This is a genomic window from Hyphococcus aureus (assembly GCF_042643165.1).
GTDB classification, from domain to species: domain Bacteria; phylum Pseudomonadota; class Alphaproteobacteria; order Caulobacterales; family Parvularculaceae; genus Hyphococcus; species Hyphococcus aureus.
Map to the genome: position 1 here is coordinate 2,091,409 of NZ_JBHRSH010000001.1, position 24,842 is coordinate 2,116,250.

At 59.3% G+C, this 24,842-nt stretch carries 21 protein-coding genes and 1 tRNA gene; 13 read left to right on the forward strand and 9 right to left on the reverse strand.

Annotated elements, in window-relative coordinates:
- Positions 1-54: 54 nt before the first annotated feature.
- Entirely contained in the window at positions 55-501 is a 447-nt protein-coding gene (locus tag ACFOOP_RS10265) for a hypothetical protein (protein WP_379880857.1), read from the forward strand.
- Between the two features lie 34 nt (positions 502-535).
- Here ACFOOP_RS10265 and ACFOOP_RS10270 read toward each other — a convergent pair whose 3' ends face one another.
- Positions 536-1,189, reverse strand: coding sequence for an SOS response-associated peptidase (locus ACFOOP_RS10270; RefSeq protein ID WP_379880858.1), 654 nt, complete (start codon positions 1,187-1,189; stop codon positions 536-538).
- A gap of 122 nt (positions 1,190-1,311) precedes the next feature.
- Here ACFOOP_RS10270 and ACFOOP_RS10275 point away from each other — a divergent pair, with 122 nt between their 5' ends.
- From ACFOOP_RS10275 to ACFOOP_RS10285, 3 genes are read left to right on the forward strand one after another with little or no spacing between them, the layout of a single operon-like run.
- On the forward strand, positions 1,312-2,565 hold the full coding sequence (locus ACFOOP_RS10275) for a Y-family DNA polymerase (RefSeq protein WP_379880859.1): 1,254 nt from the start codon (positions 1,312-1,314) through the stop codon (positions 2,563-2,565).
- The gene (locus ACFOOP_RS10280; RefSeq protein ID WP_379880860.1) at positions 2,562-2,816 is read left to right on the forward strand and encodes a hypothetical protein; all 255 of its coding nucleotides are present in this window, start codon (positions 2,562-2,564) and stop codon (positions 2,814-2,816) included. The genes ACFOOP_RS10275 and ACFOOP_RS10280 overlap by 4 nt, the downstream gene beginning before the upstream one ends.
- A 19-nt stretch (positions 2,817-2,835) precedes the next feature.
- Positions 2,836-3,150: a hypothetical protein gene (locus ACFOOP_RS10285; RefSeq protein WP_379880861.1), complete on the forward strand. Its 315-nt coding sequence runs from the start codon at positions 2,836-2,838 to the stop codon at positions 3,148-3,150.
- Between the two features lie 185 nt (positions 3,151-3,335).
- Here the strand turns inward: ACFOOP_RS10285 and ACFOOP_RS10290 are convergent.
- A tRNA-Ala gene (locus ACFOOP_RS10290) sits at positions 3,336-3,411 on the reverse strand.
- 203 nt (positions 3,412-3,614) lie between these two features.
- On the opposite strand from ACFOOP_RS10290, the gene ACFOOP_RS10295 reads away from it, so the two are divergent.
- The 4 genes from ACFOOP_RS10295 (at position 3,615) to folD (ending at position 5,668) form a co-directional block, all read left to right on the forward strand.
- A complete protein-coding gene (locus ACFOOP_RS10295) occupies positions 3,615-4,025 on the forward strand; it encodes a hypothetical protein (protein WP_379880862.1) in 411 nt (136 codons plus the stop codon).
- A gap of 116 nt (positions 4,026-4,141) precedes the next feature.
- Complete coding sequence (locus tag ACFOOP_RS10300) at positions 4,142-4,441, forward strand: YggT family protein (protein ID WP_379880864.1); 300 nt, start codon at positions 4,142-4,144, stop codon at positions 4,439-4,441.
- Positions 4,442-4,451: 10 nt separating this feature from the next.
- Entirely contained in the window at positions 4,452-4,772 is a 321-nt protein-coding gene (locus ACFOOP_RS10305) for a DUF167 domain-containing protein (protein ID WP_379880865.1), read from the forward strand.
- Between the two features lie 17 nt (positions 4,773-4,789).
- The gene (gene folD, locus ACFOOP_RS10310) at positions 4,790-5,668 is read left to right on the forward strand and encodes a bifunctional methylenetetrahydrofolate dehydrogenase/methenyltetrahydrofolate cyclohydrolase FolD (RefSeq protein ID WP_379880866.1); all 879 of its coding nucleotides are present in this window, start codon (positions 4,790-4,792) and stop codon (positions 5,666-5,668) included.
- A 4-nt stretch (positions 5,669-5,672) separates the two neighbouring features.
- On the opposite strand, the gene ACFOOP_RS10315 is transcribed toward folD, so the two are convergent.
- Positions 5,673-6,719, reverse strand: coding sequence for an aldo/keto reductase (locus tag ACFOOP_RS10315; RefSeq protein ID WP_379880867.1), 1,047 nt, complete (start codon positions 6,717-6,719; stop codon positions 5,673-5,675).
- Between the two features lie 133 nt (positions 6,720-6,852).
- Here ACFOOP_RS10315 and ACFOOP_RS10320 point away from each other — a divergent pair, with 133 nt between their 5' ends.
- The 5 genes from ACFOOP_RS10320 (at position 6,853) to purH (ending at position 12,913) form a co-directional block, all read left to right on the forward strand.
- The gene (locus ACFOOP_RS10320) at positions 6,853-7,419 is read left to right on the forward strand and encodes a hypothetical protein (protein ID WP_379880868.1); all 567 of its coding nucleotides are present in this window, start codon (positions 6,853-6,855) and stop codon (positions 7,417-7,419) included.
- Positions 7,420-7,679: 260 nt separating this feature from the next.
- On the forward strand, positions 7,680-8,342 hold the full coding sequence (gene rpe / locus ACFOOP_RS10325) for a ribulose-phosphate 3-epimerase (protein ID WP_379880869.1): 663 nt from the start codon (positions 7,680-7,682) through the stop codon (positions 8,340-8,342).
- Between the two features lie 4 nt (positions 8,343-8,346).
- Positions 8,347-9,981 (forward strand): heparinase II/III family protein, encoded by a 1,635-nt coding sequence (locus tag ACFOOP_RS10330; RefSeq protein ID WP_379880870.1) that lies wholly within the window; start codon positions 8,347-8,349, stop codon positions 9,979-9,981.
- A 67-nt stretch (positions 9,982-10,048) separates the two neighbouring features.
- Entirely contained in the window at positions 10,049-11,248 is a 1,200-nt protein-coding gene (locus tag ACFOOP_RS10335; protein ID WP_379880872.1) for a UDP-N-acetylglucosamine 4,6-dehydratase family protein, read from the forward strand.
- A gap of 81 nt (positions 11,249-11,329) precedes the next feature.
- Complete coding sequence (purH, locus tag ACFOOP_RS10340) at positions 11,330-12,913, forward strand: bifunctional phosphoribosylaminoimidazolecarboxamide formyltransferase/IMP cyclohydrolase (protein ID WP_379880873.1); 1,584 nt, start codon at positions 11,330-11,332, stop codon at positions 12,911-12,913.
- A gap of 2 nt (positions 12,914-12,915) precedes the next feature.
- On the opposite strand, the gene ACFOOP_RS10345 is transcribed toward purH, so the two are convergent.
- From ACFOOP_RS10345 to ahcY, 6 genes are all read right to left on the reverse strand, one after another.
- Complete coding sequence (locus ACFOOP_RS10345) at positions 12,916-17,808, reverse strand: NAD-glutamate dehydrogenase (RefSeq protein WP_379880874.1); 4,893 nt, start codon at positions 17,806-17,808, stop codon at positions 12,916-12,918.
- A gap of 175 nt (positions 17,809-17,983) precedes the next feature.
- Positions 17,984-18,730, reverse strand: a complete 747-nt coding sequence (locus tag ACFOOP_RS10350; protein WP_379880875.1) for a hypothetical protein — start codon at positions 18,728-18,730, stop codon at positions 17,984-17,986.
- Positions 18,731-18,866: 136 nt separating this feature from the next.
- Positions 18,867-19,514, reverse strand: a complete 648-nt coding sequence (locus ACFOOP_RS10355; RefSeq protein WP_379880877.1) for a hypothetical protein — start codon at positions 19,512-19,514, stop codon at positions 18,867-18,869.
- A gap of 127 nt (positions 19,515-19,641) precedes the next feature.
- A complete protein-coding gene (locus ACFOOP_RS10360) occupies positions 19,642-22,341 on the reverse strand; it encodes a sensor histidine kinase (RefSeq protein WP_379880878.1) in 2,700 nt (899 codons plus the stop codon).
- A gap of 203 nt (positions 22,342-22,544) precedes the next feature.
- Entirely contained in the window at positions 22,545-23,114 is a 570-nt protein-coding gene (locus ACFOOP_RS10365) for an energy transducer TonB (RefSeq protein WP_379880879.1), read from the reverse strand.
- 216 nt (positions 23,115-23,330) lie between these two features.
- Positions 23,331-24,737, reverse strand: a complete 1,407-nt coding sequence (ahcY, locus tag ACFOOP_RS10370) for an adenosylhomocysteinase (RefSeq protein ID WP_379880881.1) — start codon at positions 24,735-24,737, stop codon at positions 23,331-23,333.
- Positions 24,738-24,842: the final 105 nt, after the last annotated feature.

Consider the following 24,842-nt stretch of genomic DNA (forward strand, 5'->3'; position numbering starts at 1 on the left):
TCTCACTTACGTCAACAACCGGCGATTTTTAATAAACAGAAAGGCAGGCTAACCATGGGCGCACGCGGCAAGAAATCGGCATCTGAGTTAAACGTTGTCAGCATCAACGCCATGCCACCACGGCCTGAGCCTCCACCGTTTTTGAACATCGAACAGGCGGAGGAATGGCGCGCCGTCGTGAAACGAATGCCGCAGGATTGGTTCAAGCGCGAGACATGGGCGTTGCTCGAAAGTTTCTGCCGCCATGTCTGCATGGCCCGGCGGATCGCGGAACAGATCGACCGGGTTCTCGACGAGCCGACGGTGAAGACTGCGAGTTTCGACAAGCTTCTTAGGATGCAGGCGCGTGAAAGTGCCTCGATTGTGCAGCTCGCGACGAAAATGCGATTAGCGCAGCAAAGCAGCTATTGCGCGAAAACGGCGGCGACGGCGAAAGATCAGCGCGGCTCAACTCACCTTTGGGACGACCCAGAAGACCCGGCGCGAGAGTTTCTCGACTAAAGCCCGATACGGTTTTCGGCGAAGGCTATAAAAACTATGACTTGTCACGAATTATCATACCCTCCGCATTATACGGCCGTTGCAATCCAAGACTTTCAAACCCACCGCCGAGCCACGCATTGCATTCCATTGGATCGCTGAGAATGACCGGCATTGCCTTCTCATGCACTGGCCGAACTAGATCATTCGCCTCTGTTGTGAGAAATGCGTACAACTCCCATTCGCGTTCCTCGCGCGCTCTGCGCTTCTTGCCCGGTTGCTCGGCTAATCTTTCGCCCTTCCATGGACGCCACACGCCAGCAAAGAACGCTATCTCAACATCCTTCACCGTGAACCATGTTGAATCACGCACCGGCTCTGCAAAGGCTGTAAACGGAACAAGGCAACGATATTCGGGCTTAGTCATCCATTCGCGATTTACGTCGCTCCACCATTTGCTTTTGAGGTTGCGAATATTTGTGATGGGCGCTTTCTGGCCGGGAATGGGCGGAAAGCCCCACCGCAACATCGCAAGCTCTAACTTGCCGTTCCCTGCTGGCCGCAGCACCGGCGCATCCTGATCAGGGTAAATGTTGTCTTGCGGCGGTAAATTATCAGTCGCCGCCGTGGTTATGATTTCAGCCTCCAGCACTTTGGCTAAAGCCCTGATCTGGCTAATGCTTCCCCGGTTTTCATAGCGATTGCACATGGCGGCTATCCTGCCGCCGGGAGGCATTGGAAAACAAGACCATTGACTCTTTCGTTCCGTATTTGTTCTAATCCATATCCGAGGCCGGAAGGGCGGTCCGTCCCGGATTGTGGGGTAGGACCGTGCGCAAACCAGAGACGATTGAACGCCTGTATCTCGACTTTGACGGCTTCTTTGCGAGCGTCATGCAGCAAGCGTTTCCCGCGCTGCGCGGGCGGCCAGTGGGCGTTATTCCGTTTGAAACGGACAAGGCGAAATACACCACCGTAATTGCCTGCAGTAAGGAAGCGAAGGCGCGCGGCGTTAAGAACGTCATGCGCACGCCGGATGCGCAGGCGCTTTGCCCCGACATCGTTCTTGTCATGCAGCGGCCTGACTTATTCAGGCGCGCACACAACGCGCTCTTAAACGAGATTGCCTGCGAAATTCCAATTGATACGGTCAAATCAATTGATGAGCTGACTTGCAAACTTGCGCCTCGCGATATTCGCGATCCTCATGCTTTGGCGCAGAGGCTTAAAGTGCGGATCGCAAAAAATGTCGGCCCGCATATCACATGCTCAATCGGCTTTGCCGCTAACCGCTTGCTTTCAAAACTTGCGTGTAAGATGGACAAGCCGAATGGCGTCACCGTCTGGGAGCCAGAGGGCGCGCTTCAATATTTATCGGCGCTTCCCCTGTCAGAAATCTCTGGAATTGGCGGGCGTATGGAGCAGCGCCTTAACCGCGCCGGGATTCACACCACCGCGCAGCTAATCGCGACCCAGCCAAAACAGATGCGCGCCCTGTGGGGCAATGTGAATGGCGAGCGCATGTGGTACGGGCTGCATGGCTACGATATTCAAGCGCAACCAACAGGCCGGGGCATGTATGGACATGGGCGCGTCTTGCCGCCGGAACTGCGCAAGATCGACAAGGCGCGCGATATAGGCCGGTTGCTGCTTACTAAAGCTGCAAGACGAATGCGCCGTGATCAATTCTACGCCAGCAAACTGTGGCTTTGGCTCGACCTGCGCGAAGGGGGATGGTTTGCGCAGCGGGATTTGCCTTGCGTTAATGACGATCAGGCGATCCTAACCGGCTTAGGCGCGCTTTGGGAAAAGGCCCGCGACGAGCTTTCCCGCAACCATGAAATTGTGCGCGTCGGCGTGACGCTCCTGGACTTGTCGCCTGCGACCGGGCGCCAGCTTGATATGTTTTTGAATGACGACTGCGACCGCCAGAAATGGGAGCGCATTACCTTCTCAATCGACACGCTCAACAGGAAATTCGGCAAGCGCGTTCTTTCATTGGGGCCATGGAAGCCACCGCCGGGTGGTTACGCCGGGGGCAAGATTTCTTATACGCGCATTCCGTCGGCGGAGGATTTCTGGTGAGCTGGCTTGATGATATGCACCTGCGCGATTTGGATGACAGCCAAGTGATCGAGGCGACTTGCATGAAATGCCTGCACACATGGCTGCAAAGCCCGGTGCAGCTGCTCTTAAAGGTCGATCATCGCGATGTGAGCTTGGCGGAAGTTGCCCGCGAACTGAAATGCCGCCGCCCGCATTGCGGCCATAGCGGTGCGCGCATTGCGTTAGTGAGCAACACAGACACAAGCGGATTTGTCGGCGGGATGCCGTAAAAGAAATGAGGGCTTGAACATGACGAATGTTATCAAACTCACTTATGAGGAGCGGAAGGCACTCGCCTTTCGTCATCTAAAGCTTGATGGTTGGCGCCAGACTATCACCATGAAGCGGCGCGCCTTTATAGGGCCTGCGGGTTTTTCTCCAACAGAAGCCCGCACATTTGCGCATGAGTTAGAAAATCGGGGCGCTGCAGATGTTGCAACAAACTTGCGCGCGGGGGCAAACCGGATCGACGCTGGCGAGCGTGACGATGTGAATGTCCCTGACCGCGACCCGGATTATGTTTGCCACGGCGATTGCTGTACCAATGTCCCAATGGACTCATGATTGGGTCGATGTACCCGTCTCAAAAGAAAAGGCCCCTTCGGGGGCCTTAGTTGGCGAATGCGATTTGCATTTTTGATTTGTCTTTCGGTCATTTGTCTTCCTTTTTCAAAACGGGGTTGAAAGAGGGGCCGAAAAAGATGAAAGAAAAAAAACATCAATAATAACAATGAGTTATTGTTATATTATGGTGGAGCTGAGGGGAATCGAACCCCTGACCTCGTCATTGCGAACGACGCGCTCTCCCAACTGAGCTACAGCCCCATTCCAGGAATATTTTACGGCGGCCATTGGCCGGATGTCAGGGGCGTCGCGAGCCCCGTTTGGGAAGCAGCATTTTTACGGCTTGGCGTTCTGGCCTGTCAATTACCGGAGGGTCGCCAGCGGGGCCTTCGTCGAGCCCGCTCTGGCGCAGGCGAGAGGCCGGGGCTAAGCTTCGGCAAGCTACCCGAAAGGCCAGAAAGCTCATGCTGACCCTGTTGCTCGCCGCGCTTTTATCCTCATCAAAATCGGAGATCCCGCCGGACGCCTGGGATTGTGAAAATACGGTGGAGGTCTGGTGCGCCGTCGACGGGTGCGCGGCGCAGCCCGAAGGTGAAATGACGCCCATGTCGATCACCGCAAGCCGTGACGGCGCCTTTTCGGTTTGCGCCTATACTGGCTGCTGGGAGGGGAAAACGACCCTGATCGATCAGGCCGGACGGCTCCTCTGGGCTGGCGACGCTGCGCCGTTTTCCACCAAGCCCGAAGGCGGTTTCGAGGCGGACATCACGCTTCTCATCATCGAGAAGGAGGGGGTGGGCTTCGTTCGCGCCGGCGGCCTTGCGAGCCCGCTGCTCTGCACCCGCCGGCCCGTGGATCAGGGCCTGACGGAATAGGCGGCCCCGCTGAGAGCGGGCGGGCGGCGCGGCCAAACTTGCAAGGCCCACCGACTGCCCTTAAGTCCCGTCTTCAGGTCCACGACGGACCCGTTGATGAGGAGCCTGCAAAGCCCATGATTCCAATGCCGGTGTTTTCGCTGATCGACGCCATTCTCTCGATCTACTCGCTCATCGTGTTCATATCGGTGATCATGTCCTGGCTGATCAGCTTCAATGTTGTGAATCGCCACAACCAGTTTGTGGATATGATCTGGCGCTTCGTCACCTCGCTGACGGAGCCGGCGCTGAAGCCGATCCGCAAGGTGATCCCCTATATTGGCGGCATCGACATTTCGCCGCTGGTCCTGCTTCTCGGCATTTACTTCCTGAGGGAAATGAACTGGTGGCTCGCGGCGCGGCTCGCGCTGAAGTAATGCGCTCCCGGTGAGCCGGCCTGAATTCTACGAAATGACGCAAGAGGGCGCACGGCTGTTTGTGCGCGCGAGCCCCGGCGCGAAAGCGGACGCCATCGCAGGCGTCTGGCTTGGCCCCGAAGGCGAGGCGCGTCTCGCCGTCAAAGTGTCGGCGCCGCCGGACAAGGGCAAGGCGAATGCAGCGATCGTCAAACTGTTAGCCAAGGTTCTAGGTCTGCCGAAATCAGCGTTCTTGATTGCTTCCGGTGAAACATCGAGGCTGAAGGTGGTTGATATAAGAGTCGAAAAAAAGGCGCTCACCGCTGCGCTGCAAAATCTCGCCTCAGAGTGAGTGTGGAGAGAGGGAACATGACGACAATCATCGATGGAAAAGCGATTGCTGCAAGCGTGCGCGAAAAGGCAGCGAGCGCGGTGGCGGACATCAAGTCCCGGCATGGCGTGCAACCGGCGCTCGCAGTGGTGCTGGTGGGGGAAGATCCTGCGAGCCAGGTCTATGTGCGCAACAAGCATGTTGCGACGGAAAAATCCGGCATGCGCTCCATCGAACACAAGCTACCCGAAAACACGAGCGAAGATGACGTGGTCGCGCTTGTCCGCAAGCTGAATGACGATGACGAAGTAGACGGCATTCTCGTGCAATTGCCGTTGCCGAAGCATATTTCTTCGGACCGCGTCATCAACGAAATTCATCCGGACAAGGATGTTGACGGTCTGACGGAGGTGAACGCCGGGCGGTTGATCCTCGGCAAGGAGGGGCTTGTTCCCTGCACGCCGCAGGGGTCGGTCATTCTCGCAAAAACGGTGACGGAAAATCTTTCAGGCCTTAACGCGGTGGTTGTCGGCCGCTCCATTCTGGTGGGCAAGCCGCTGGCGATGCTTTTGCTGGCGGAAAACTGCACCGTCACCATGGCGCATTCACGCACAAAGGATCTCGCCGCGGTGTGCCGCGAGGCGGATATCCTCTGCGCCGCTGTCGGCATTCCGCGCCTCATCAAGGGCGATTGGGTGAAGAAGGGCGCCATTGTCATCGATGTCGGCATCAACCGTATCGAGGAAAGCGGCAAGATGCGGCTCGTCGGCGACGTCGACTATGACGCGGCGGCGGAAGTCGCAGGCGCGATAACCCCGGTGCCCGGAGGCGTTGGCCCCATGACGATTGCCTGTCTGTTGCGCAACACGGTGCTCGCCGCGGCGCGCCGTCGCGGGCTAGGCAAGGTTGAGGTTTAGCCTCTTAAGGGCACGGGTTCTGGATGCGCCCGTGCAATTCATTCACGGCGGCGTCCATTTCGTCGGTCCATTTCAGGTCAAGCGATGCAAAGATCACGTCTAGCTGATCCATATTGCGCGCGCCGAAAATGTTTGAGGTTACGAAAGGCCGGGTCGTCACGAACTGCATGGCGAAGACGGTGGGATCGGCGCCGAACTTTTCCGCGATGGTGAGATAACCGCGGATCGCTTCATCGGCCATCGGCGTTTCATAACGCTGCAACCGGTTGAACAAGGCCTTTCGCGAGCCCGGCGGATTGCCGCCGTCGAGATATTTGCCGGTGAGAGCGCCCTGGCCGATCGGCGAGTAGGCGAGGAGGCCCACCTGTTCCTCAAGAGCGATCTCCGCAAGACCCATTTCGAAAGACCGGTTCAACAGATTGTAGGCGTTCTGGATCGAGATCACGCGCGGTAATTGTTGTTCATCTGACGCTTTCAGGAATTGCATCACGCCATAAGGCGTTTCATTGGAAAGCCCCACATGGCGGACCTTTCCTTCTTTCACGAGATCGCCAAGCGCTGAAAGGGTTTCCTCGATGGGAACGCCTTTGTCTTGATAATGCACATAACCGGTGCGCACGCCGCCAAAGAGCGGCATGGGGCGGTCTGGCCAGTGAAGCTGATAGAGATCGATATAATCCGTCTGCAGATTTTCAAGACTGCGCTCCACGGCGAATCTGATCTGCTCTGGCGTGAGGCGCGTCTCGCCGCCTTCCGGGCGCATATAGGCGGCGGGCGAGCGTCCGGCGACTTTCGTGGCGAGAATGACTTTGTCCCGCACTTCGCGTGACGCCATCCAGCGGCCGACAATGCGTTCGGATTCGCCCTGCGTTTCCGGTTTTGGCGGCACGGTGTACATTTCCGCCGTGTCGAGAAAGTTGATCCCGCGATCGAAACAGGCGTCCATTTGCAGAACGGCGTCCGCTTCGGAAATCTGGTCGCCATACATCATCGTTCCGAGACAAAGGGCGGGAACGTCTAAATCCGTGCGGCCAAGGCGGCGCTTTTCCATGAGCAGGTCCTTTTTCATGCAGGATGGCGGTCAGCGCGTCTTAGATCGCGGCGGAAAGGGAAGCGCAACCGATGTTGAAAATGCGGTGAAGCCCCCCCATTTATAATGCAAATCGTTCTGGAGGGACGACAATATGAATTTGAAGAAAATGAAGATGGGCCTGCTCGCGGCGGCGTCAGTGACGGCGGCGACGGCGGCTCTGTCGCCTGCGGGCGCCAGCGATCTCGATCCTGCGGTCACTGTTCCGACGGTGGCGGTGGAGACGCCGGTTATGGCTCATGCGGCTGACCATGCCGATCAGGAAAAAGCCCCGCTGAGCGCCAAGAAATGGGCGCTTCTGGCTGCGGCCGCCGCCGCCCTGGCGGGGCTGGTCAGGCTGATTGGCCCTCGGAAAGTGGCTGAGGCTGTGACTGAAGGCGCCATCAAAACAGCCCGCGTTGCGGCTTCAACGGCATCTGGCGCTGTGCGTGCGGTGGGGCGGGCCGCGTCATCGCCCCTGCGTTTTCTGGCGATGCTGCTCGGTCTCGCGCTTTTCGCCCTAGCCGGGATCGGTCTTTATGACGTCGAGTGGATCGGCGGTCTCCTGTCCGGGGCTGCGCTGGCTGGCGCAACGCTTTTCGGCATGTGGAAAACCCGGCTGGTGATGCGGCCGGTCAGGGTTAAGACGAAGCCGGCTCCTGTTATGGATAACAGGAATTAACTAATAAAAACAACAATTTGAGTGAAATTAAGGCGGATTCGTCTTACTTTTGCCCCATTCAGAACCTACAAAGATCCTCGTTAGGTTGTTGAAACTGCCTTTCAGAAATCGAAAGCGTCCGTCCCTGACGCTCTTACACGCACCCCCTAGGAAAACCCCGCCAGAAGGCGGGGTTTTTCTTTCAGGAATTTATGCACAGCAAGGCTGATTTCGGTCCCGTGCTTATTGCGTGTCGGCGGCGCATCACGATACCTCAAGCCATGAGCCGAGTTCTGATCGCCCCGTCCATTTTGTCTGCCGATTTCGCCCGCCTGGGCGAGGAAGTCGCCGCTATTGCGGCGGCAGGCGCGGATTTCATTCATGTCGATGTGATGGACGGACATTTTGTCCCCAATCTCACCATCGGGCCCATGGTGGTGAAGGCGATCCGCGGGGCGACGGATCTGCCTTTCGACGTCCATCTCATGATCTCGCCGGTCGACGCCTATATCGACGAGTTTGCGGCTGCGGGGGCGAATATCCTGACCGTCCATCCGGAGGCCGGCCCGCATCTTCATCGCACGATCCAGCGCATCAAGGGCGCAGGCGTGAAAGCCGGCGCGGCGCTCAATCCGGCGACGCCCGCCAGCGCCATTGAAGCGGCGATCGAGGATCTCGATCTTGTGCTCGTCATGTCGGTCAATCCGGGTTTTGGCGGGCAGAAATTCATTACGTCGCAACTGAAAAAAATTGAGGCCATCCGCAAGCTGATCGACGCGTCCGGCAAGTCTGTGCATTTGGAGGTCGATGGCGGCGTCGATCCGAACACTGCGCCGCTCGCGATCGAGGCTGGCGCGGATGTACTGGTGGCGGGCTCCGCAGTTTTTCGCGGCGGCGAAAGTCAGTATGCGGCGAATATCGCCGCTTTGCGCCCGGGGTCGTGACGTCATGGCCCGCGCTCAGCGACATTCCGGAAAAGCCTCGCGCGATGTGATCTCGCGGGTGCGCCGCGCCTGGGGCGAAAGCCCGTTCTATCAGGCGCAGTTGAAAGGTCCGGCCCCTGACCGTCTGTTGTTCAAGCCTGACGATCCCTATGCGCCCGATAAAACGATCGCGCAGGCGCTGGCGCGTGGCCGCATCGCGCTTGGCGATGAAAGCATCGATTGCGAAGGTGAACTCGAAAAACTTTGGGATCTCGCTGAACCCGACGGCGCCTTGAGTGCGTGGCTACAGGAATTTTCATGGCTGCGTCATCTGTCAGCGCTCGGCGATGACGGTAAGGCGCCCGCGCGCGCGCTGATGAAGGCCTGGCTCGACCGCCATGAGCGCTGGTCGGCGGAAAGCTGGGAGCCTTATTTCACCGCTGAACGGCTGGTTGAACTTTGCGCCTATCACCCGCTTATTCTGGCGGGAACCGACGCCATGTGGCGCAGCCGCGTGCTCGCCTGCATGGCGCGACAGACCCGTCACTTGGCGCGGTCCGCCCATCGCGCCGCCACCGGTTTCGACCGGCTGATGACGGCGCTCGGTCTTGGCATTGCGGGCTATTCGCTGCCGGGCTGTGAGGGGCCTGCGGAGCGCGGACTTGAAATGGCGCGCCGCGAACTGCGTTTGCAATTGCGGCCTGACGGCGGGCATGTGAGCCGCAATCCGTCACGCCAGTTAAAACTTGCCTTACGCTTGCAGTCGCTCATCAAGGCGATTGAGACGCGCGGATTTCAACCACCGGGCTTTCTGCGTCATCAGGTGCAGCGCGCGAGCGTCATGGCGGCGTTCTTTCGGTGTCCCGACGGCAAGCTCGCCGTCTTCAATGGCGGATATGAAGACGATTCAAAAGCGCTCCTCGCTGTTCAGACAGGAACGGACGTCGATCTCGGGCCCGCCGATTTCGCCCGTCATTCGCGCTATCACAAACTTACTGGGGCGCGCGCACTCCTGATCGCCGACACCGCCGATGACAGCGGCAGCGCCTTCAAAAGCACGGGCTCCCTGCATTTTTCTTCTGGCCGCAGCCGCATCCTCGTCAATTGCGGCAATGGCGCTCATCGCGGTATTTCCTGGCGCAAGGCGCTTGAGCAACGCAGCGCCCATACGGCGCTTTCCTTTGTGGAAAGCGGGGCGTCGCCGGTGTTCGGGGATGTCGTCCAGCGTCGCGGCGAAGAAGCCGCGGGCCGGCTCCTCGAGATCGAACGCCGCATAGAGACCCCAAATCCTGAAGGCGCGTCCTATTTGCGGCGATTGTTCCTTGCGGCGAATGGCGCGGATCTTCGCGGGGAGGAGATGCTGGCGGGTTGTGCGCCGCGCGAAATCGATTCCGCAATTTGGCGGTTCCATCTTGATCCGGGCGTCCGGGCCTCGCTTGCGCGGGACAAAAAGTCGGTGATCCTGCTGCTTCCCAACAAGGAAGGCTGGCGATTTAAATCCAACTGTCCGGAATTGCTGCTTGAAAAAAGCGTCTATTGCGGCGCCGGCGGCGCGCCGGCGGCGTCAGAACAGATTGTCATTCGGGCCGGCGTCTATGACCGGCGTGAAGACACGGCGCTCAATGTAAAATGGGCGCTGCAGCGTCTCGACGCGGTTTAGCCGTCAACGGCTGGCGCATCGCGCAGTGATGTGCATAAATAACAAAATACGGAAGCGGGCGCGGGCGATGCCGGGGATAGTAGAGATAGTACGGGGATTTCTTGGCGCGGAGCGGACGCGGGTCCGTCCCGGACAAACCATAGATCTCGCCAACCTTTTGCCGCGGCCGCCGCGCAAGATCGATCTCAAGGCCGCCAGGAAGATGATGGCGGGCAGGAGCATTCTTGTCACAGGCGCTGGCGGCACGATTGGCTCCGAGCTTTGCCGTCAGATTGCTTCGTTTGAGCCTGGGCGTTTGACGCTGGTGGATAATGCGGAATTTGCGCTTTACCAGATCGATCTCGAACTGAAAGAAGCCGGTTATGGCGGCATCTTCAAATCGGAACTTACCGATGTTTGCCGCGCCGAACATTTAAGACGCGTCTTCGACCGCGCCGAACCGGATGTTGTTCTCCACGCCGCCGCGTTCAAGCATGTGCCCATCGTCGAAGAAAACCGTTGCGCGGGCGCGCTGACAAATGTTCTTGGCGCGAAAAATGTTTTTGACGCCGCCATGGAGCATGAGGCGGAGTCCGTGGTGTTCATCTCCACTGACAAGGCGGTGAACCCGACAAGCTTCATGGGCGCCACGAAACGCATAGCTGAACTTTATGCGCAGGCGCTCGATGTTGCGCAAAACGATACGCGCTTCGTCACCGTGCGGTTCGGAAATGTTCTGGGATCGACCGGCTCCGTTGCGCCGCTCTTTACCCGCCAGATTGAACGCGGCGGGCCCGTAACCGTCACCCATCCGGAAATCATCCGGTATTTCATGAGCACGCGCGAGGCGATCCAGCTTGTCTTGCTGGCGTCCAGTCTCGATGTTGCGGAGAACACGATTGTCACCCATGACGGGCGCGTCTTCGTTCTGGATATGGGTGAGCCGTTGAAGATCCTCGACTTCGCCAAACGCATGATCGAGGCTTATGGCCTGACCCCGGGCAAGGACATCGAAATCAAGTTCACCGGGTTGCGTCCGGGCGAGAAGCTTTTTGAGGAAATCTTCCTCGACACGGATGCGCTGGTGAAAACCGGGGCGGAGGGCGTTTTGCTCGCATCTCCGGCGATGATCGATCTGCCGATTCTCAATCCCCGGCTTTCCGACGTCATCGACGCGGCCCTGCGCGGGGAGCAGGCGGGTCTCGACGAAGCTGTGCATCATCTGGTGCCAGAATTCAGCGCGGCGAATGGCGCCGCAGCGCATTCGCCGAACCAGTCGAATCGCTAAATTTCCCTTTGAGCCTTGTTGCAGCCTTGCCCTTGGGGCGCCCGGGCGTTAATCCGGCGCCATCCGAAAAGGGGTATGTTCATGGCCGACAAAACGCCGGTGCGCCGCGCGCTGATTTCCGTCTCCGATAAAACCGGGATTGTGGACTTCGCCAAACGCCTTGCGGGCGCTGGCGTCGATCTCATCTCTACTGGCGGCACCGCGAAAGCGCTGCGCGAGGCGGGGCTCGCCGTCTCCGACGTTTCCGACATCACCGAATTTCCTGAAATGATGGATGGGCGCATCAAGACCCTGCACCCGCGCGTCCATGGCGGATTACTGGCCCTGCGTGACGATGAAGGTCATCTCAAATCCATGACCGATCACGGCATCGATGGCATCGAGTTGCTTGTCGTCAATCTTTACCCTTTCGAGGAAACGGTCGCGAAGGGTGGCGACTTCGCCGAGTGTATCGAAAATATCGACATTGGCGGTCCGGCGATGATCCGCGCTGCAGCCAAGAACCATCGCTTTGTCGGCGTCGTCACGGATCCCGCTGATTATGAAACCGTGCTTGGCGAGATTGAAAGCGGCGGCGCACTGAAAGACGAAACCAAACAGCGCCTCGCCATGAAGGCGTTTTCAAAAACCGCCGCTTACGACTCCGCCATCTCGCGCTGGTTTGCGGGCCAGCTTGACGAGACGTTCCCGAAAGACTTTTCCATGGCGGGCAGGCTCGACGATGTGCTGCGCTATGGCGAGAATCCGCATCAGGAAGCCGCGTTCTACAAGACCGGCGACAAGCGTCCGGGCGTTGCGACCGCGCGTCAGGTTCAGGGCAAAGACCTTTCCTATAATAATCTGAACGACACCGACGCCGCTTATGAACTGATCGGTGAATTCGGGGCGGAAAAGCCCGCCGTCGCTATCATCAAACACGCAAACCCGTGCGGCGTCGCCATCGGCGCCGACATGCTGGACGCCTATCTCGCTGCGCTTCGCTGTGATCCGGTGTCAGCCTTCGGGGGCATTGTCGCGCTGAACCAGAAACTGACCGGCGCCGTCGCGGAGAAGATTATCGAGACCTTCACCGAAGTTGTGATCGCGCCTGACGCCGATGACGCCGCCATCGCGGCCTTTGCGGCGAAGAAAAATCTGCGCCTCCTGATTGCGGGAGGCTTGCCTGCGCCTGATGCGCCAGGGCTGGTCGTCAAACCGCTGGCGGGCGGATTTCTCGTGCAGTCGCGCGATTCAAAAGTCGTGACGCAAGATGAATTGAAGGTCGTCACCAAACGTGCGCCTACCGCGCGGGAATTTTCCGACATGCTGTTCGCGTTCAAGGTCGCAAAGCATGTGAAGTCGAACGCCATCGTCTATGCGAAAGACGGCGCCACGGTCGGCATTGGCGCGGGGCAAATGAGCCGCCTCGACTCTAGCCGCATCGCCGCGCGCAAGGCCGGAGACGCCGCCAAAGCGTCAGGTGCCAGCGAAAGCCTTGCCAAAGGCTCTGTCGTTGCGTCAGACGCGTTCTTTCCGTTTGCGGACGGGTTGCTCGCCGCAGCCGAAGCGGGCGCGACGGCCGTCATTCAGCCGGGCGGGTCCATGCGCGATGACGATGTCATCAAGGCGGCGGATGACGCCGGGCTCGCGATGGTGTTCACAGGCGCCCGGCATTTCCGGCACTAAAATTACCGGACAGTATCCAGCGAAAGTTCGTCGAGACGGCGGATAAAGAGCGAGAACTTGCCGACGCTGACAGGACCGGCGAGGTCGAGGGACGCGGTTGACTCTTCATAGAGTGCAATCGCGTCTTCGGCTGTCGCGGACCATTTTTCGATGACCTTCTCCGTCCACTTCGCCGGCGCGCCTTTGGGCTCGGCGCCTGCGGCGGCGATGACGCGCGCTGTCAGGATGCGCTGACGGTTGGTCAGGTCTTCGATGATCTGGCGGATCGCGATCCGGTCGAAATGATCGGCTGGCGGCTCGCGGCGCGCCTTCTCGCGCATGGCGTCGATATTGAACAGGCGGCCAACAGCGAAGAAAACGCCGCCGACGCCGGGGTTCGACCAGCCCGTTTGGTTCGCCAGATTGACAATGTCGAAGGCGAATTCGAGCGCCGGTATCGCCGCTGCGTCGCCCGCGATGTCTTTTGGCGCCGTGTCATTGATCCATGCCTGCCGGCGGTCTTCAAGCGCAGCGGCCGCATCTTCGGGAAGGATGTTGGGAAGGGCGGTTTTGAACTCCGCCACCGCTGACTCATATTGGTCGACAACGGATTTCAGGCCTTTGCGCGCCAGTCTGTCTCTCGCCTCAGGATCGCCGAGGAGATGGAATGTCTGTTCACGGAGCAAGCGTGACGCTTCGAGATAAAGGCCGGTCTGCAAAGAGGCCGGGGCCTGATTGTCGAGCGCGTCAACGGACGCAGCGAAATCGTTGAGATTGAAAATCCGCCGCACAGCTTCATAGGCGAGGGAGATGACGGCGAAATCGACGCCGCTTGTTTCCGCCGCGCGTTGCACAAAGCTGACGCCGCAGGTGTCGACAATTTCATTGGAGAGCCGCGTCGCGATGATCTCCCGGCGCAGCTGATGAGTGACGATGGCGCGGCCATATTGTTGCAGCGCGTCAGGGAAGTAGGCGACAAGCTCGCGCTCAAATAGCGGGTCATCCATGTTTTCGGATTTTGCAAGCTCATCGAAAAGCCACATCTTGGCGTAAGCGAGGAGAACAGCGAGGTCCGGCCGCGTTGGTCCGAGGCCATGTTGGCGCATATAGGCGAGGCGTTCTGTATCCGGGAGATATTCAATCGCCCGGTCGAGCCGGCCTTCGCGCTCCAGCGTAGTCATGAAGCGGGCGTAGACATCGAGGTCGGCGGGCGCCGTCGTCTCCATCTGGGTAATGGCGCGGGTCTGATCGTAATTGTGACGCAGGACATGCTCGGCCACATCTTCGGTCATGGAGGCGAGGAGGTCGTTGCGGTCTTCGCGCTTCAGTTCGCCATGCTCGATAGCATTGGACAGAAGGATCTTGATGTTGACTTCATGGTCGGATGAATCAACGCCTGCGGAGTTGTCGATAGCGTCTGTGTTGATGCGTCCGCCATTTTGCGCATATTCGATCCGCGCGAGCTGGGTGAGGCCGAGATTGGCGCCTTCGCCGACAACGCTCATGCGCATGTCGCTGGCGTCGATCCGGACCGCGTCATTGGCGCGGTCGCCGACTCGCCAGTTTTCTTCGTCTTCAGCTTTGAAATAGGTGCCGATGCCGCCGAGCCAGAACAGCTCCACCGGCGCTTTAAGGATTGCGCGGATCAACTCCGACGGCGGCAGTTCCTTGTCGGCGATGTCGAGGAGCTTTTTGATTTCTGGCGTCAGCGGGATGGATTTCGCCGTGCGCGAGAAGACGCCGCCGCCTTTGGAGATCAGTTTTTTATCATAATCCTGCCAGGACGAGCGCGGCAGATCGAAAAGACGTTTGCGCTCAGCCCATGATTTCGCCGGATTGGGATCGGGGTCCAGGAAAATGTCGCGATGGTCGAAGGCTGCGACAAGCTTCGTCTGCTGCGACAACAGCATGCCGTTGCCAAAGACGTCGCCGGACATGTCGCCGACTCCGGCCGCAGTGAAGGGCTCGGTTTGAATGTCCTTGCCCATTTCGCGGAAGTGGCGTTTCACCGCCTCCCAGCCGCCGCGGGCGGTGATGCCCATGACTTTGTGGTCGTAACCGGCCGACCCGCCCGACGCGAAAGCGTCGCCGAGCCAGAAGCCGTATTCTTCGGAGATTGCATTCGCCGTGTCGGAGAAAGCGGCCGTGCCTTTGTCGGCGGCGACGACAAGATAGGGATCGGGATCATCCCAGCGGACAATGCGCGGCGGCGTTTTCGGTTCACCGCTGACGATGTTGTCAGTGAGATCGAGAAGCCCGCGAATAAAGACCTTGTAGGCTTCGCGGCCTTCTTCATAGATCGCTGCGCGGTCGCCGCCTGTCGGCAATTGTTTGGGATAGAAACCGCCCTTGGAGCCGGTGGGCACGATCACCGCGTTTTTGACGCGCTGCGCTTTGACAAGCCCCAGAACTTCGGTGCGGAAATCTTCGCGCCGGTCCGACCAGCGAAGGCCGCCGCGCGCGACAGGTCCGAAGCGCAAATGCACGCCGTCGACCCGGGGGCCGGAGACGAAGATCTCGCGATAGGGTTTGGGCTCAGGAATTTCCGCGACTTTGGAGCTGTCGACCTTGAAGGAGATATAGGTCTTGATCGAGCCGTCGGCGAGGCGCTGGTAGTAATTGGTGCGCGTGATCGCCGCGAACAGCGTGCGATAGCGGCGGATGATGCGGTCTTCGTCGAGACTGGCGACTGCGTTAAGCGCGTCTTCAATTGCGGCGTCGGCGGCTTCGACATCCTGGATTCTCGCGTCTGCGCTGGACGGGCCATCGGGATTGAAGCGCGCATGGAAGGCCGCGATCAACAACCGCGCAATAGAGGGATGGTTGCCGAGCGCTTCCTGAATGTAGGTTTGCGAATAGGCAAAGCCCGCCTGCATGTGGTGCTTGGCAGCGGCGCGAAGCAGCCACGCCTCGCGCCAGTTGACCCCGGCGGTCAGCACCAGTTCGTTGAAACCGTCATCTTCGGTGCGTCCTTCGAGCACGGCGAGAATGGTTTCTTCGAAGGTCTCCCTGACTTCATTCAGCGCGACGGGCTGGCCGCCCGACTGCACGGTTGCGAAGTCATGAATCCAGCAGTCCTTTTTCTGGCCGAAGGGAGAGACCTGATAGCTCGCTTCCTGAAGGACGCTGAGGCCCAGATTCTCGATCGTCGGGATCAGCGTCGACAGCGTCATTGGCGCGCCGCGCTTGTAGATCTTGATGCGCACAGTCTTGTCGTCGTCCGCGGGCTTTCTGTAGGCGCGCACGACCATCGGTTCGCTGTCTAATCTTTCCAGCGCGTCAATGTCGAATAATGTGCCTTTGGGCGAGGTGCGCTCGCGATAGCCTGCGTCAAAGGCTTTTTCATATTTGGCGTACAGCGCGGTCGGCGCCGAGCCGTCATTGGCTTCGCGCATGGCTTCGAGAAGCCCGTCATTCCAGTTGCGGCAGATCTGGCGCACTTGCCAGGTCAGCTCGGCCATGCCGGGGCCTTCCGGCGCGCCGGGCTTGATCCCGATGATGTAATGGACGCGCACCAGCGCCGCGTCGCCGAAGAATGGCGTAAAGGAAAGAACGCGGCCGTCAAATGTATCGGCGAGCAACTGGCCGGCGCGTTCGCGGATTTCGGAATTGAACCGGTCGCGCGGCACAAACAGCATCGCGGAGATGAAGCGGTCAAAACGGTCGCGGCGCATGAACAGCTTGACGCGCGGACGCTTGTACAGGCGCAGAATGCCGAGCGCCATTTCCGTCAATGTTTCCACATCGACCTGGAAAAGCTCATCGCGCGGGCATGACTCCAGAATGTTGACCAGCGCTTTTTCGTTGTGACCGCCGGGCGTAAAGGCCGTGTTTTCGAGGACCGCGTGAACCTTGGCGCGCACCAGCGGAATATCCGACGCCGGGCGGTTATAGGCTTCGGCTGTGAACAAGCCGACAAACAAGTCTTCGCCGATCGCTGTGCCATCAGGCGCAAAATTCTTGACCGCCACATAGTCCATATAAACGCGGCGGTGGATGAGCGATTTGGTGCTCGATTTGGCGACCAGAAGGGGTTCTTTCGAAGCGAGGAAAGACGCCACTGCCGGCGACAGATTGCCGTCCGGCTGAAAGGTCGATTGCAGAACATTGCGGTCCGGCGCTCTTAAAATGCCGAGATCTTTTCCCGGATCGACTGCGAGTTGGATGGCGTCGCCTTCGCCAACCTTGTCGAAATGGCGCACACCCAGAAAAGCGAAGCGGTTGTCCCAAAGCCATTTCAGAAATTGCACCGCTTCGCGTTGTTCGTCGGCTTTCACACCCGGCAAGCGCGAGCGTTCGAGCTGCGCGATACAGGCGCCAAGGCGCGCGCGCATCGGCTCCCAGTCTTCGACAGCGATAGCGACGTCGTTCAACACCGCTTCGATTTCATCGTGCAGCGCTTCGAGTTCGTTTTCGACGACCGGCGGATCCATCTCGATGTGGATCATGGATTCGCGGAAACTCGCCTGCGTCGCATTCGGGTCGCGTTTGCCGCTGGCGTTGCGCGCAATGGCGACAACTGCGTTGGAGAAAAAGCTCACCGGCTTGCCGTGATCGGCAAGCGCGGCCGAAATAGAATCCACAAGAAACGGTTTATCGTCGGTGACGATATCGAGAACCATGCGCCGTTCGGTCCAGCTTTTGCCTTCCTCGATGCGCAAGGAGACTTTGCTTTCACCGGCCTTGCGTGTCTGCGCGTGTTTCCATGCGGCGCTGGCGCGGTTGAGGAGCGCTTGCGGTTCGGTCCAGATCTTGTCTTCGCCAGTGGCGTAAAGGACGATCTGTTCAAGATAGCTCTTGAAGGCGGGCGTCAGGGCGCCGTTTTCGTCCGTGTCGCCAGCCTTTTTCTTCTCGGCCAGCGCAACAACGTCTTCCAGGATTCGGCTATCGGTGTCGGTGATAAAGCCCTCAGGCATGTCGCGTCCTTTGCGATCAAAAACTTTTGGCCGTCATAACGTGAAGGCTTTGAAATTGTCTAACGAAAAGCATGTGAATTCGTTCCGCTGCGATATAACGCCTGCGGCGCTGTGCAAAATGCTGCAACAGCTAAATAGAGTATTAAAAATACGATAATATGGCGGCGCTGAGCGATCAGGCTTGCGCGGCGTGATGGGTGCCCGGCGCTGAGACTGCTGAGCCTGCGCGGCGCTCAACTTCGCGTCGGAGCAATGATGTGCGCGGATAACGCTTCGCCGCAGACTTTTCGAGATATCGGTTGGCGAGATAGAGACCGGAAATGCTAAGCAGCGAAATCGCGAGGCCGCCGGCCAGCAGCCCGGTGTCGCCCGCACGCATGCCAGCAAGCACCGCGAAAGCTGCGCCGGGAAGGGCGAGGGCCGCCGCACTGGGCAGATGTGCCGAGAGCATCAGCGCCGCGACAAAGGAGGCGATCACGGAAAGCGCGAGAATCTGGATGCCCGAAGCGGTGACGGCCTCGACCGGCGCCAGCAGGATCGGCGCGCTGGCGAGAATCACGCCGAGAACGCTGAGGCTCGCCGTAAAGGAGGCTCTCCAGCGGAAAGGCCGCGAGGCAAGGCGTCCGCCGGCGCGAAAATCGCTTCTGAGCCGCCGCGTCACCCAAAGCGCGCCCAGCATCATCAAGGCCCAGGCGGTCGCGCGCCCTGGATAGGTGCGGCCCGACAGAATAGCGAGATAGACTGAGACGCCTGCGATCAGCGCAAGACCGGGTCCGCTCCAGCGCGAGAGAATGTCGATGAGATTGAGGCGCGCCGCGCGCGACAGGCCTGAACGCCGGCGCTGGGGCGGGGCGCCCGCTTCGCGCGCGATGCGTTCCTGGAGTTCGCGAACCGATTCGCCCTGCAGTGATGCGCTAGCCATGGCGCCGACCTTTCGCCCAACATCTCGTTAACCCATCGGAGGACTCATTACTTAACCAAAGGTTAACAAGCTCTCCCGGGAAAGGGCTTTGGGGTGATTTTCCCTGTGCGTCGAGGTCGAATTGAGGAAAGGCGGTTTATTCTTCCTGTGACGTGTCCAGGAAAACGTCGATGCTTATTCCCACCTGTGCGAGATCGCCGCGCAGGACAAGCGCATCCACATTGGTCGGATCAAGAGAGAGAGCGGCGACCACATCCTCCGCCGCCTTTTCATGGGCGCCGAACACAAGGCGGGCTCTGCCGCGCAAGACGAAAGTCTCGGCGCTGACCAGATCGCCGTCTTCGGCGGTCGTGACGGCGGTGATCACCTCATGCCAGCGTTCCTGCGCAGCGTAGACCTTTGCGGCCGTCAATTGCAGCTCTGCGCTGTCGGGGACGAGGGCTAGCGCCTGGTTGAGCGCGTCTTCAGCCCGCTTCGGCTCTTCGCCTTCAAGCCATGCATTCGCCGCCTGGGATAAAAGCCGCGCACGCACATAATCGTCGCCCGCATCATTGCGCTGGGCGATCTCCTCCAGCCGCAACGCCGCGAGCTTTGGGAAGCCAGCCTTGAAATCGGCGATAGAGAGACAGTGGCGCGCTTCGGCGCCGCCGCCTTCGCCGACCCATTGCTGTGCGGCAATGCGGCCAAGCTCAAGATCGGCTTCGATGAGATTGATACAGTCCGCATATCGCGGGCTCAAAGTCTCCGCCGGCGTGGCGAGGAGCAGCAAAAGGGTTGCAATCATGGAGGCACTCTAGAGCGGCGGGCGAAAAAGTGTGAGGGGTTTTTCGCATATAGGCCGCGAACGCGGCGAAAACGGGGCTGGCGCAGAAAAAAGCGGAGATCGCCCGTTTTGCGGTCTGCTTCAGGGCCTATTCAGCAGCTTGGGGCCGGGCCGGCGCCTCGCCGGTGCTGCGGGGTTTCGCGCGTTTGCGCGCAGGCTTCTTTTTCGCCGCAGCCTCTGATTTTTCCTCGTTTCCGGGAATGTCCCCGGACGCCGCCGCTTCATTGCCTGCCACAGGCTCCGGCAGGAAGCAGGTCACGACCGCGCCTTCGCCTTCCTTGGAATCCATGCGCACCCAGCCATTATGGAGCTTCACAAAGCGCTCAACGAGGGCGAGGCCAAGACCGGCGCCGGCGGACGGGCCGCGGCTTTCAAAGGCGTCAAAGGCGCGCGCCTGATCCGTGGGGGAAAGCCCCCGGCCAGTATCGGAAACCCAGATCTTCACCGCCTTGCCGACGCGCTTCGCGCCGATGGTGACGGCGCCGCCGGGGCCGGTATAGGCGAAGGCGTTGGCGAGAAGATTGAACAGCACCTGTTTGATGCGCTTTTCGTCAAGCTCGGCTTCGCCGATGTCTTTGGGGCAATCGACCTTGAGCGCAACTTGCGTGTCTTCGGCCTTGAGCGCGGCGAAGGTCGCCGCGCTTTCCAGTAATTTGCGGATATCGGTTTGTTTGAACGAAACGTCGAGTTGGCCGGCGTCGATCGCGGCGAGGTCGATAATGTCGGTAATGAGATCGCGCAGATGATAGGACGCCGACAGGATTGAGGCGATGTAATCTTTCTGGCGGTCGTTCAGAACGCCGAACATCTGACCGTCGAGCATTTCCGAAAAGCCGATAATCGTCGAAAGCGGCGTGCGCAACTGATACGAAACGTGATCGACAAATTTCGATTTGAGGCGGTCGGCGTTTTCAAGGATGGCGTTGCGTTCTTTCAGTTCTTTTTCGCGCTCTTTGGAATCCGTGACGTCGATGAAATGGGCGAGCGTTGCGCCATCGGGCAGGGGCTCAGCGCCAATCGCAATCGTGCGCCCGTCGGCCAGACGGATTTCGCGGAATTCATAGGTCTGGCGGTCTTCATGCGCCTTGGAGACGATGGAGCGGCGCAGCGCATCGAAGGACGTGTCGGCGTCGCGCGCCAGTTTCTTGAGCCCATCAAGGATCGTGTCGATATGGGGTTCGGCGTCGAGATGACGCGCATCGAGCCGCCACAGTTTCTGGAACGCCTTGTTGTAAAGCCGCAACTTCCCGTCGCCGGCGAACACCGCAACACCTTCAGCGAGATTGTTGAGCGTCGCCTTCTGCACTTTGATCTGTGTGTTGAACTGCGCTTCGAGGGAAATCTTTTCCGTAATGTCCTCAAAGGCGAGCATGACGCCGCCAAGCGGATGGCGCATCCGTCCGACGCGGATCGTGCGCCCGTCGGGCAGGCGCCAGATATCGTCTGGCGCGCCGCCGAGACGTTCGGCCCCGGGCTCGGCCAGACCTTCCGTATAAAGAGCAAGCTGCTGTTCCTTCCATTTGTCATAGTCGGAAGGTTCGGGCAGGCGGCCTTTCATGCGCAGATGGTCGAGCACTTCGCCATGATATACCCGGCCTGAAAGCTCGGCGTCGTCAAGCGACCACAGCTCCTGAAAAGCGCGGTTGTAATAGATGAGGTTCTGGCTGGCGCCGAAAATCGCGACCGCGGTCTGGATCTGGTCGAGCGTGCGCTGGTTCGCTTCGATCTGCTGTTTGAGATCAGACTTCGCCTTGTCGAGTTCGGTAACGTCAATAGCGACGCCGCCAAGCGCCGCATCGCCCGAACCATGGAGCGGGGTTTCGACAATCCGGAATACCCGGCGTTCGCCGCGCGAATTAATGACCGCGCGGCCTTCACTGGCCTTGCGTTCCGACGCGGCGGAGGCGGCGAGTTTCCGGATCGAATTGTCGAGCTCGATCTGTTGCTTGATGACGTCGGCCGCATTTGGCGCCTCGACAACATCGGCATAGGCGCGGTTTACCCAGACAAGCTGCAAATCCGCATTGCGCCGCCATGCTGGCGTCGGCGAGCGTTCAAGAAGGGCGTGTGCGCCATGGAGATCAACGGCGCGCTCGCGGAAGGCGCCGATAACGGCGCCGTCTTCGGCCATCCGAACGGCGGGATCGGTGATCCAGAGCGCGACCTGTCCGCCGGCGACGCGGCCGTCGATTTCGATGGAGCGGCCGTCAGCGGTCACCACATTGCCCGAAAAGGCGACGCCATGGGCGCGCAGATTGGCGATCTTGTCGCGCAGGGGCTCCGGCTTTTCAGCGTCGTCATCCTGAAGCGGGAGCGCGCCCAGCGCATTCAGCAACCGGTCCACAGGCAGTGTTTTCGCGTCTTCGCCTTCCTTGGAGAAAGACAGGAGCGAGGCGAGCGCGGCCGGTCCGCCGAGAATTTTTGGCTCGCCCCAGCCGGCGCTCAATGAGTCGGTGTCGTCCTCCCAGACGAGGACGAGGCCGGGATGAGCGGACAGGACGGAATCGGCTTTCTCAAGCCGCGCTTCCATTTCTGCGAGCGTGTCAGACCAGTGGAGCGATTGGTGGCGCGTCGCAGCGGAGACCCGCAGCGCCCAGACCACGGCGGCGACAGCAAGCCCTATAGCGCCAGCAGCGCCCGCGACCAGAGGATCGACGCCGGTCAGAACGGAAAGTGAGCCACCGGATGTTTCAGCGGTGTCGGTCGCACTTTGAGCAAGCGCACTGGACAAGCCAAAGACCCCGGAAAGGGTCGAGCCCGCCATCAATAACTTCGCGTATCGCCGCATTCACGCACCTGCTCGCCGTCGCGCCAGTAACAGCGTCATGGGCTCTCCCCACATCGCTGAATATACAGATTCGCGATATTTTGCGTCACTGACTGTTGAGCTGCACAATATGTACTGTGTTCGTTATGCGCTGCTAGGGCAAAAGGCGGGATTGGGGCCGCTCCGGTGATGAACTTTTCAACAGGTAGGCGGCCCCTAACGCATTATTCCTGAAGCTGAAAATTGAACCGCTCTATGAGGCCGTAGCGCATGCCGCCATTGGCGGCGGGCGGATATTTCCAGCCGGAGATGGCTTTGAGAACTGTTCGATTGAAGCACCCGTTGGGGGATGAGCTGATCCGCGGATTGATCACATTGCCTTCCGGCGAAACATCGAACTCGACGATAACAACGCCCTCGACCCCGCGAGAGCGGCATCCCTCCGGGTAGGCAGGCGGCACTTTGATGGTTGCCCCAAAACGGGTTTTTCCTCCCGGTGGTTCTCGGTCGACTGGCGCGCGCTCTGGTGTGACCCGTGGCCCAATCGGGGCTCTGCTTGTCTTTTGAAATTCGAAATCAGTTTCCGGCGGCGCTTTCTGAAGGATTTGCGTCGGCGGCTTGATTTCATAGGGATCTGTTTCTTTTGTCTGCGGCGTAATCTTGAGGATCAAGTCAGGTTTGGAGGGCGGCAGACCCTCATTCCGGTCCCTGATCAGCTGCGCCATCATGAAAAACAGGCCTGCCGTCACCAGCGCAGCCATAGGCATACCAATAATCCATCTTATCAAGAACATAGCGCATTCCTTTCATGCGTTTGCTCAAGGTTGAGCATGCATAGACGGAAGCGTTCAGAACGCAGATACCAATGAGCACGCCCCCGTGCTACAATAGTCGCATATTAGCGTAATGCTACAGATGTAGCAATTCTTTTCTGGCGGTGGTCGGGGGCACAAAAAAACCGCCGGCGAGGCGCCGGCGGTTTTGTGAAAAAGCCTGAAGGGCAGCTTTTCTTAATAGCGGTAGTGGTCGGACTTGTAGGGGCCTTCGACCGGTACGCCGATATAGTCCGCCTGCTCCTGGCTGAGCTTGCTCAATTGTGCGCCAACCTTGGCGAGGTGAAGCGCCGCAACTTTTTCATCGAGATGTTTCGGCAGAACATAGACTTCGTTCTTGTACTGGTCGCCTTTGGTCCAGAGTTCGATCTGGGCGAGCGTCTGGTTGGTGAAGGACGCGGACATGACGAATGACGGGTGACCCGTTGCGTTGCCGAGGTTCAACAGACGGCCCTGAGACAGAAGCAACATGCGCTTGCCGTCGGGGAAGGTGATCATGTCGACCTGATCCTTGACGTTCGCCCATTTGAAATTCTTCAGGCCGTCGACCTGAATCTCATTGTCGAAGTGACCGATATTGCCGACGATCGCCATGTCCTTGAGGGCTTTCATGTGATCGACGGTCAGCACATCCTTGTTGCCGGTGGAGGTGATGACAATGTCTGCGCGTTTGCAGCCTTCTTCCATGGTGACGACTTCAAAGCCGTCCATGGCCGCTTGTAGTGCGCAGATCGGATCGATTTCCGTGACCATGACGCGCGCGCCTGCGCCTTGCAGCGATGCAGCCGAGCCTTTGCCCACATCGCCATAACCGGCGACGAGCGCGAGCTTGCCGGCCATCATCACATCTGTGCCGCGGCGGATGCCGTCGACGAGCGACTCTTTACACCCGTATTTATTGTCGAACTTTGATTTCGTCACCGAGTCGTTGACGTTGATCGCCGGGAAAGGAAGCGTGCCTTTCTTCTGGCGTTGATAAAGGCGCAACACGCCGGTCGTTGTTTCTTCGGTCACGCCCTTGATGTTGGCTTTGACGGTCGAATACCAGTTCGGCTGTTTCGCAAGACGGCGCTTGATCGTGTCGAACAGCGCGGTCTCTTCTTCATTGGACGGATTGTCGAGGAGCGACGGATCTTTCTCCGCATCGGCGCCAAGCAGAATGAGAAGCGTCGCATCGCCGCCGTCGTCGAGGATCATATTGGCCGTCTCGCCATTTGGCCATTCGAAGATCTTGTCGGCGAGGTCCCAATATTCTTCGAGACTCTCACCCTTGAACGCGAAGACCGGCGTGCCGGTGGCCGCGATTGCGGCGGCGGCGTGATCCTGGGTCGAATAGATGTTGCAGGACGCCCAGCGCACATCGGCGCCAAGATCCTTCAGCGTTTCAATCAGCACGGCGGTCTGGATTGTCATATGCAGGGAGCCGGCGATGCGCGCGCCTTTTAAGGGCTGCGCCTTGCCATATTCTTCCCGCGTCGCCATCAGGCCAGGCATTTCGGTTTCGGCGATCTCGATCTCCCGGCGGCCGTAATCCGCGAGGTTGATGTCTTTGACGTGATAATCGTGATGCGCGGGCGCGGTCATGTCGGTGATTCCCTGATCTGCTGATGAAAGTATGGGCGGCGCTATAACAGGGGCGCGGAATGGCGGCAAGGGACATATAAAGATTTCTTTATGTCCTGTTCCAAA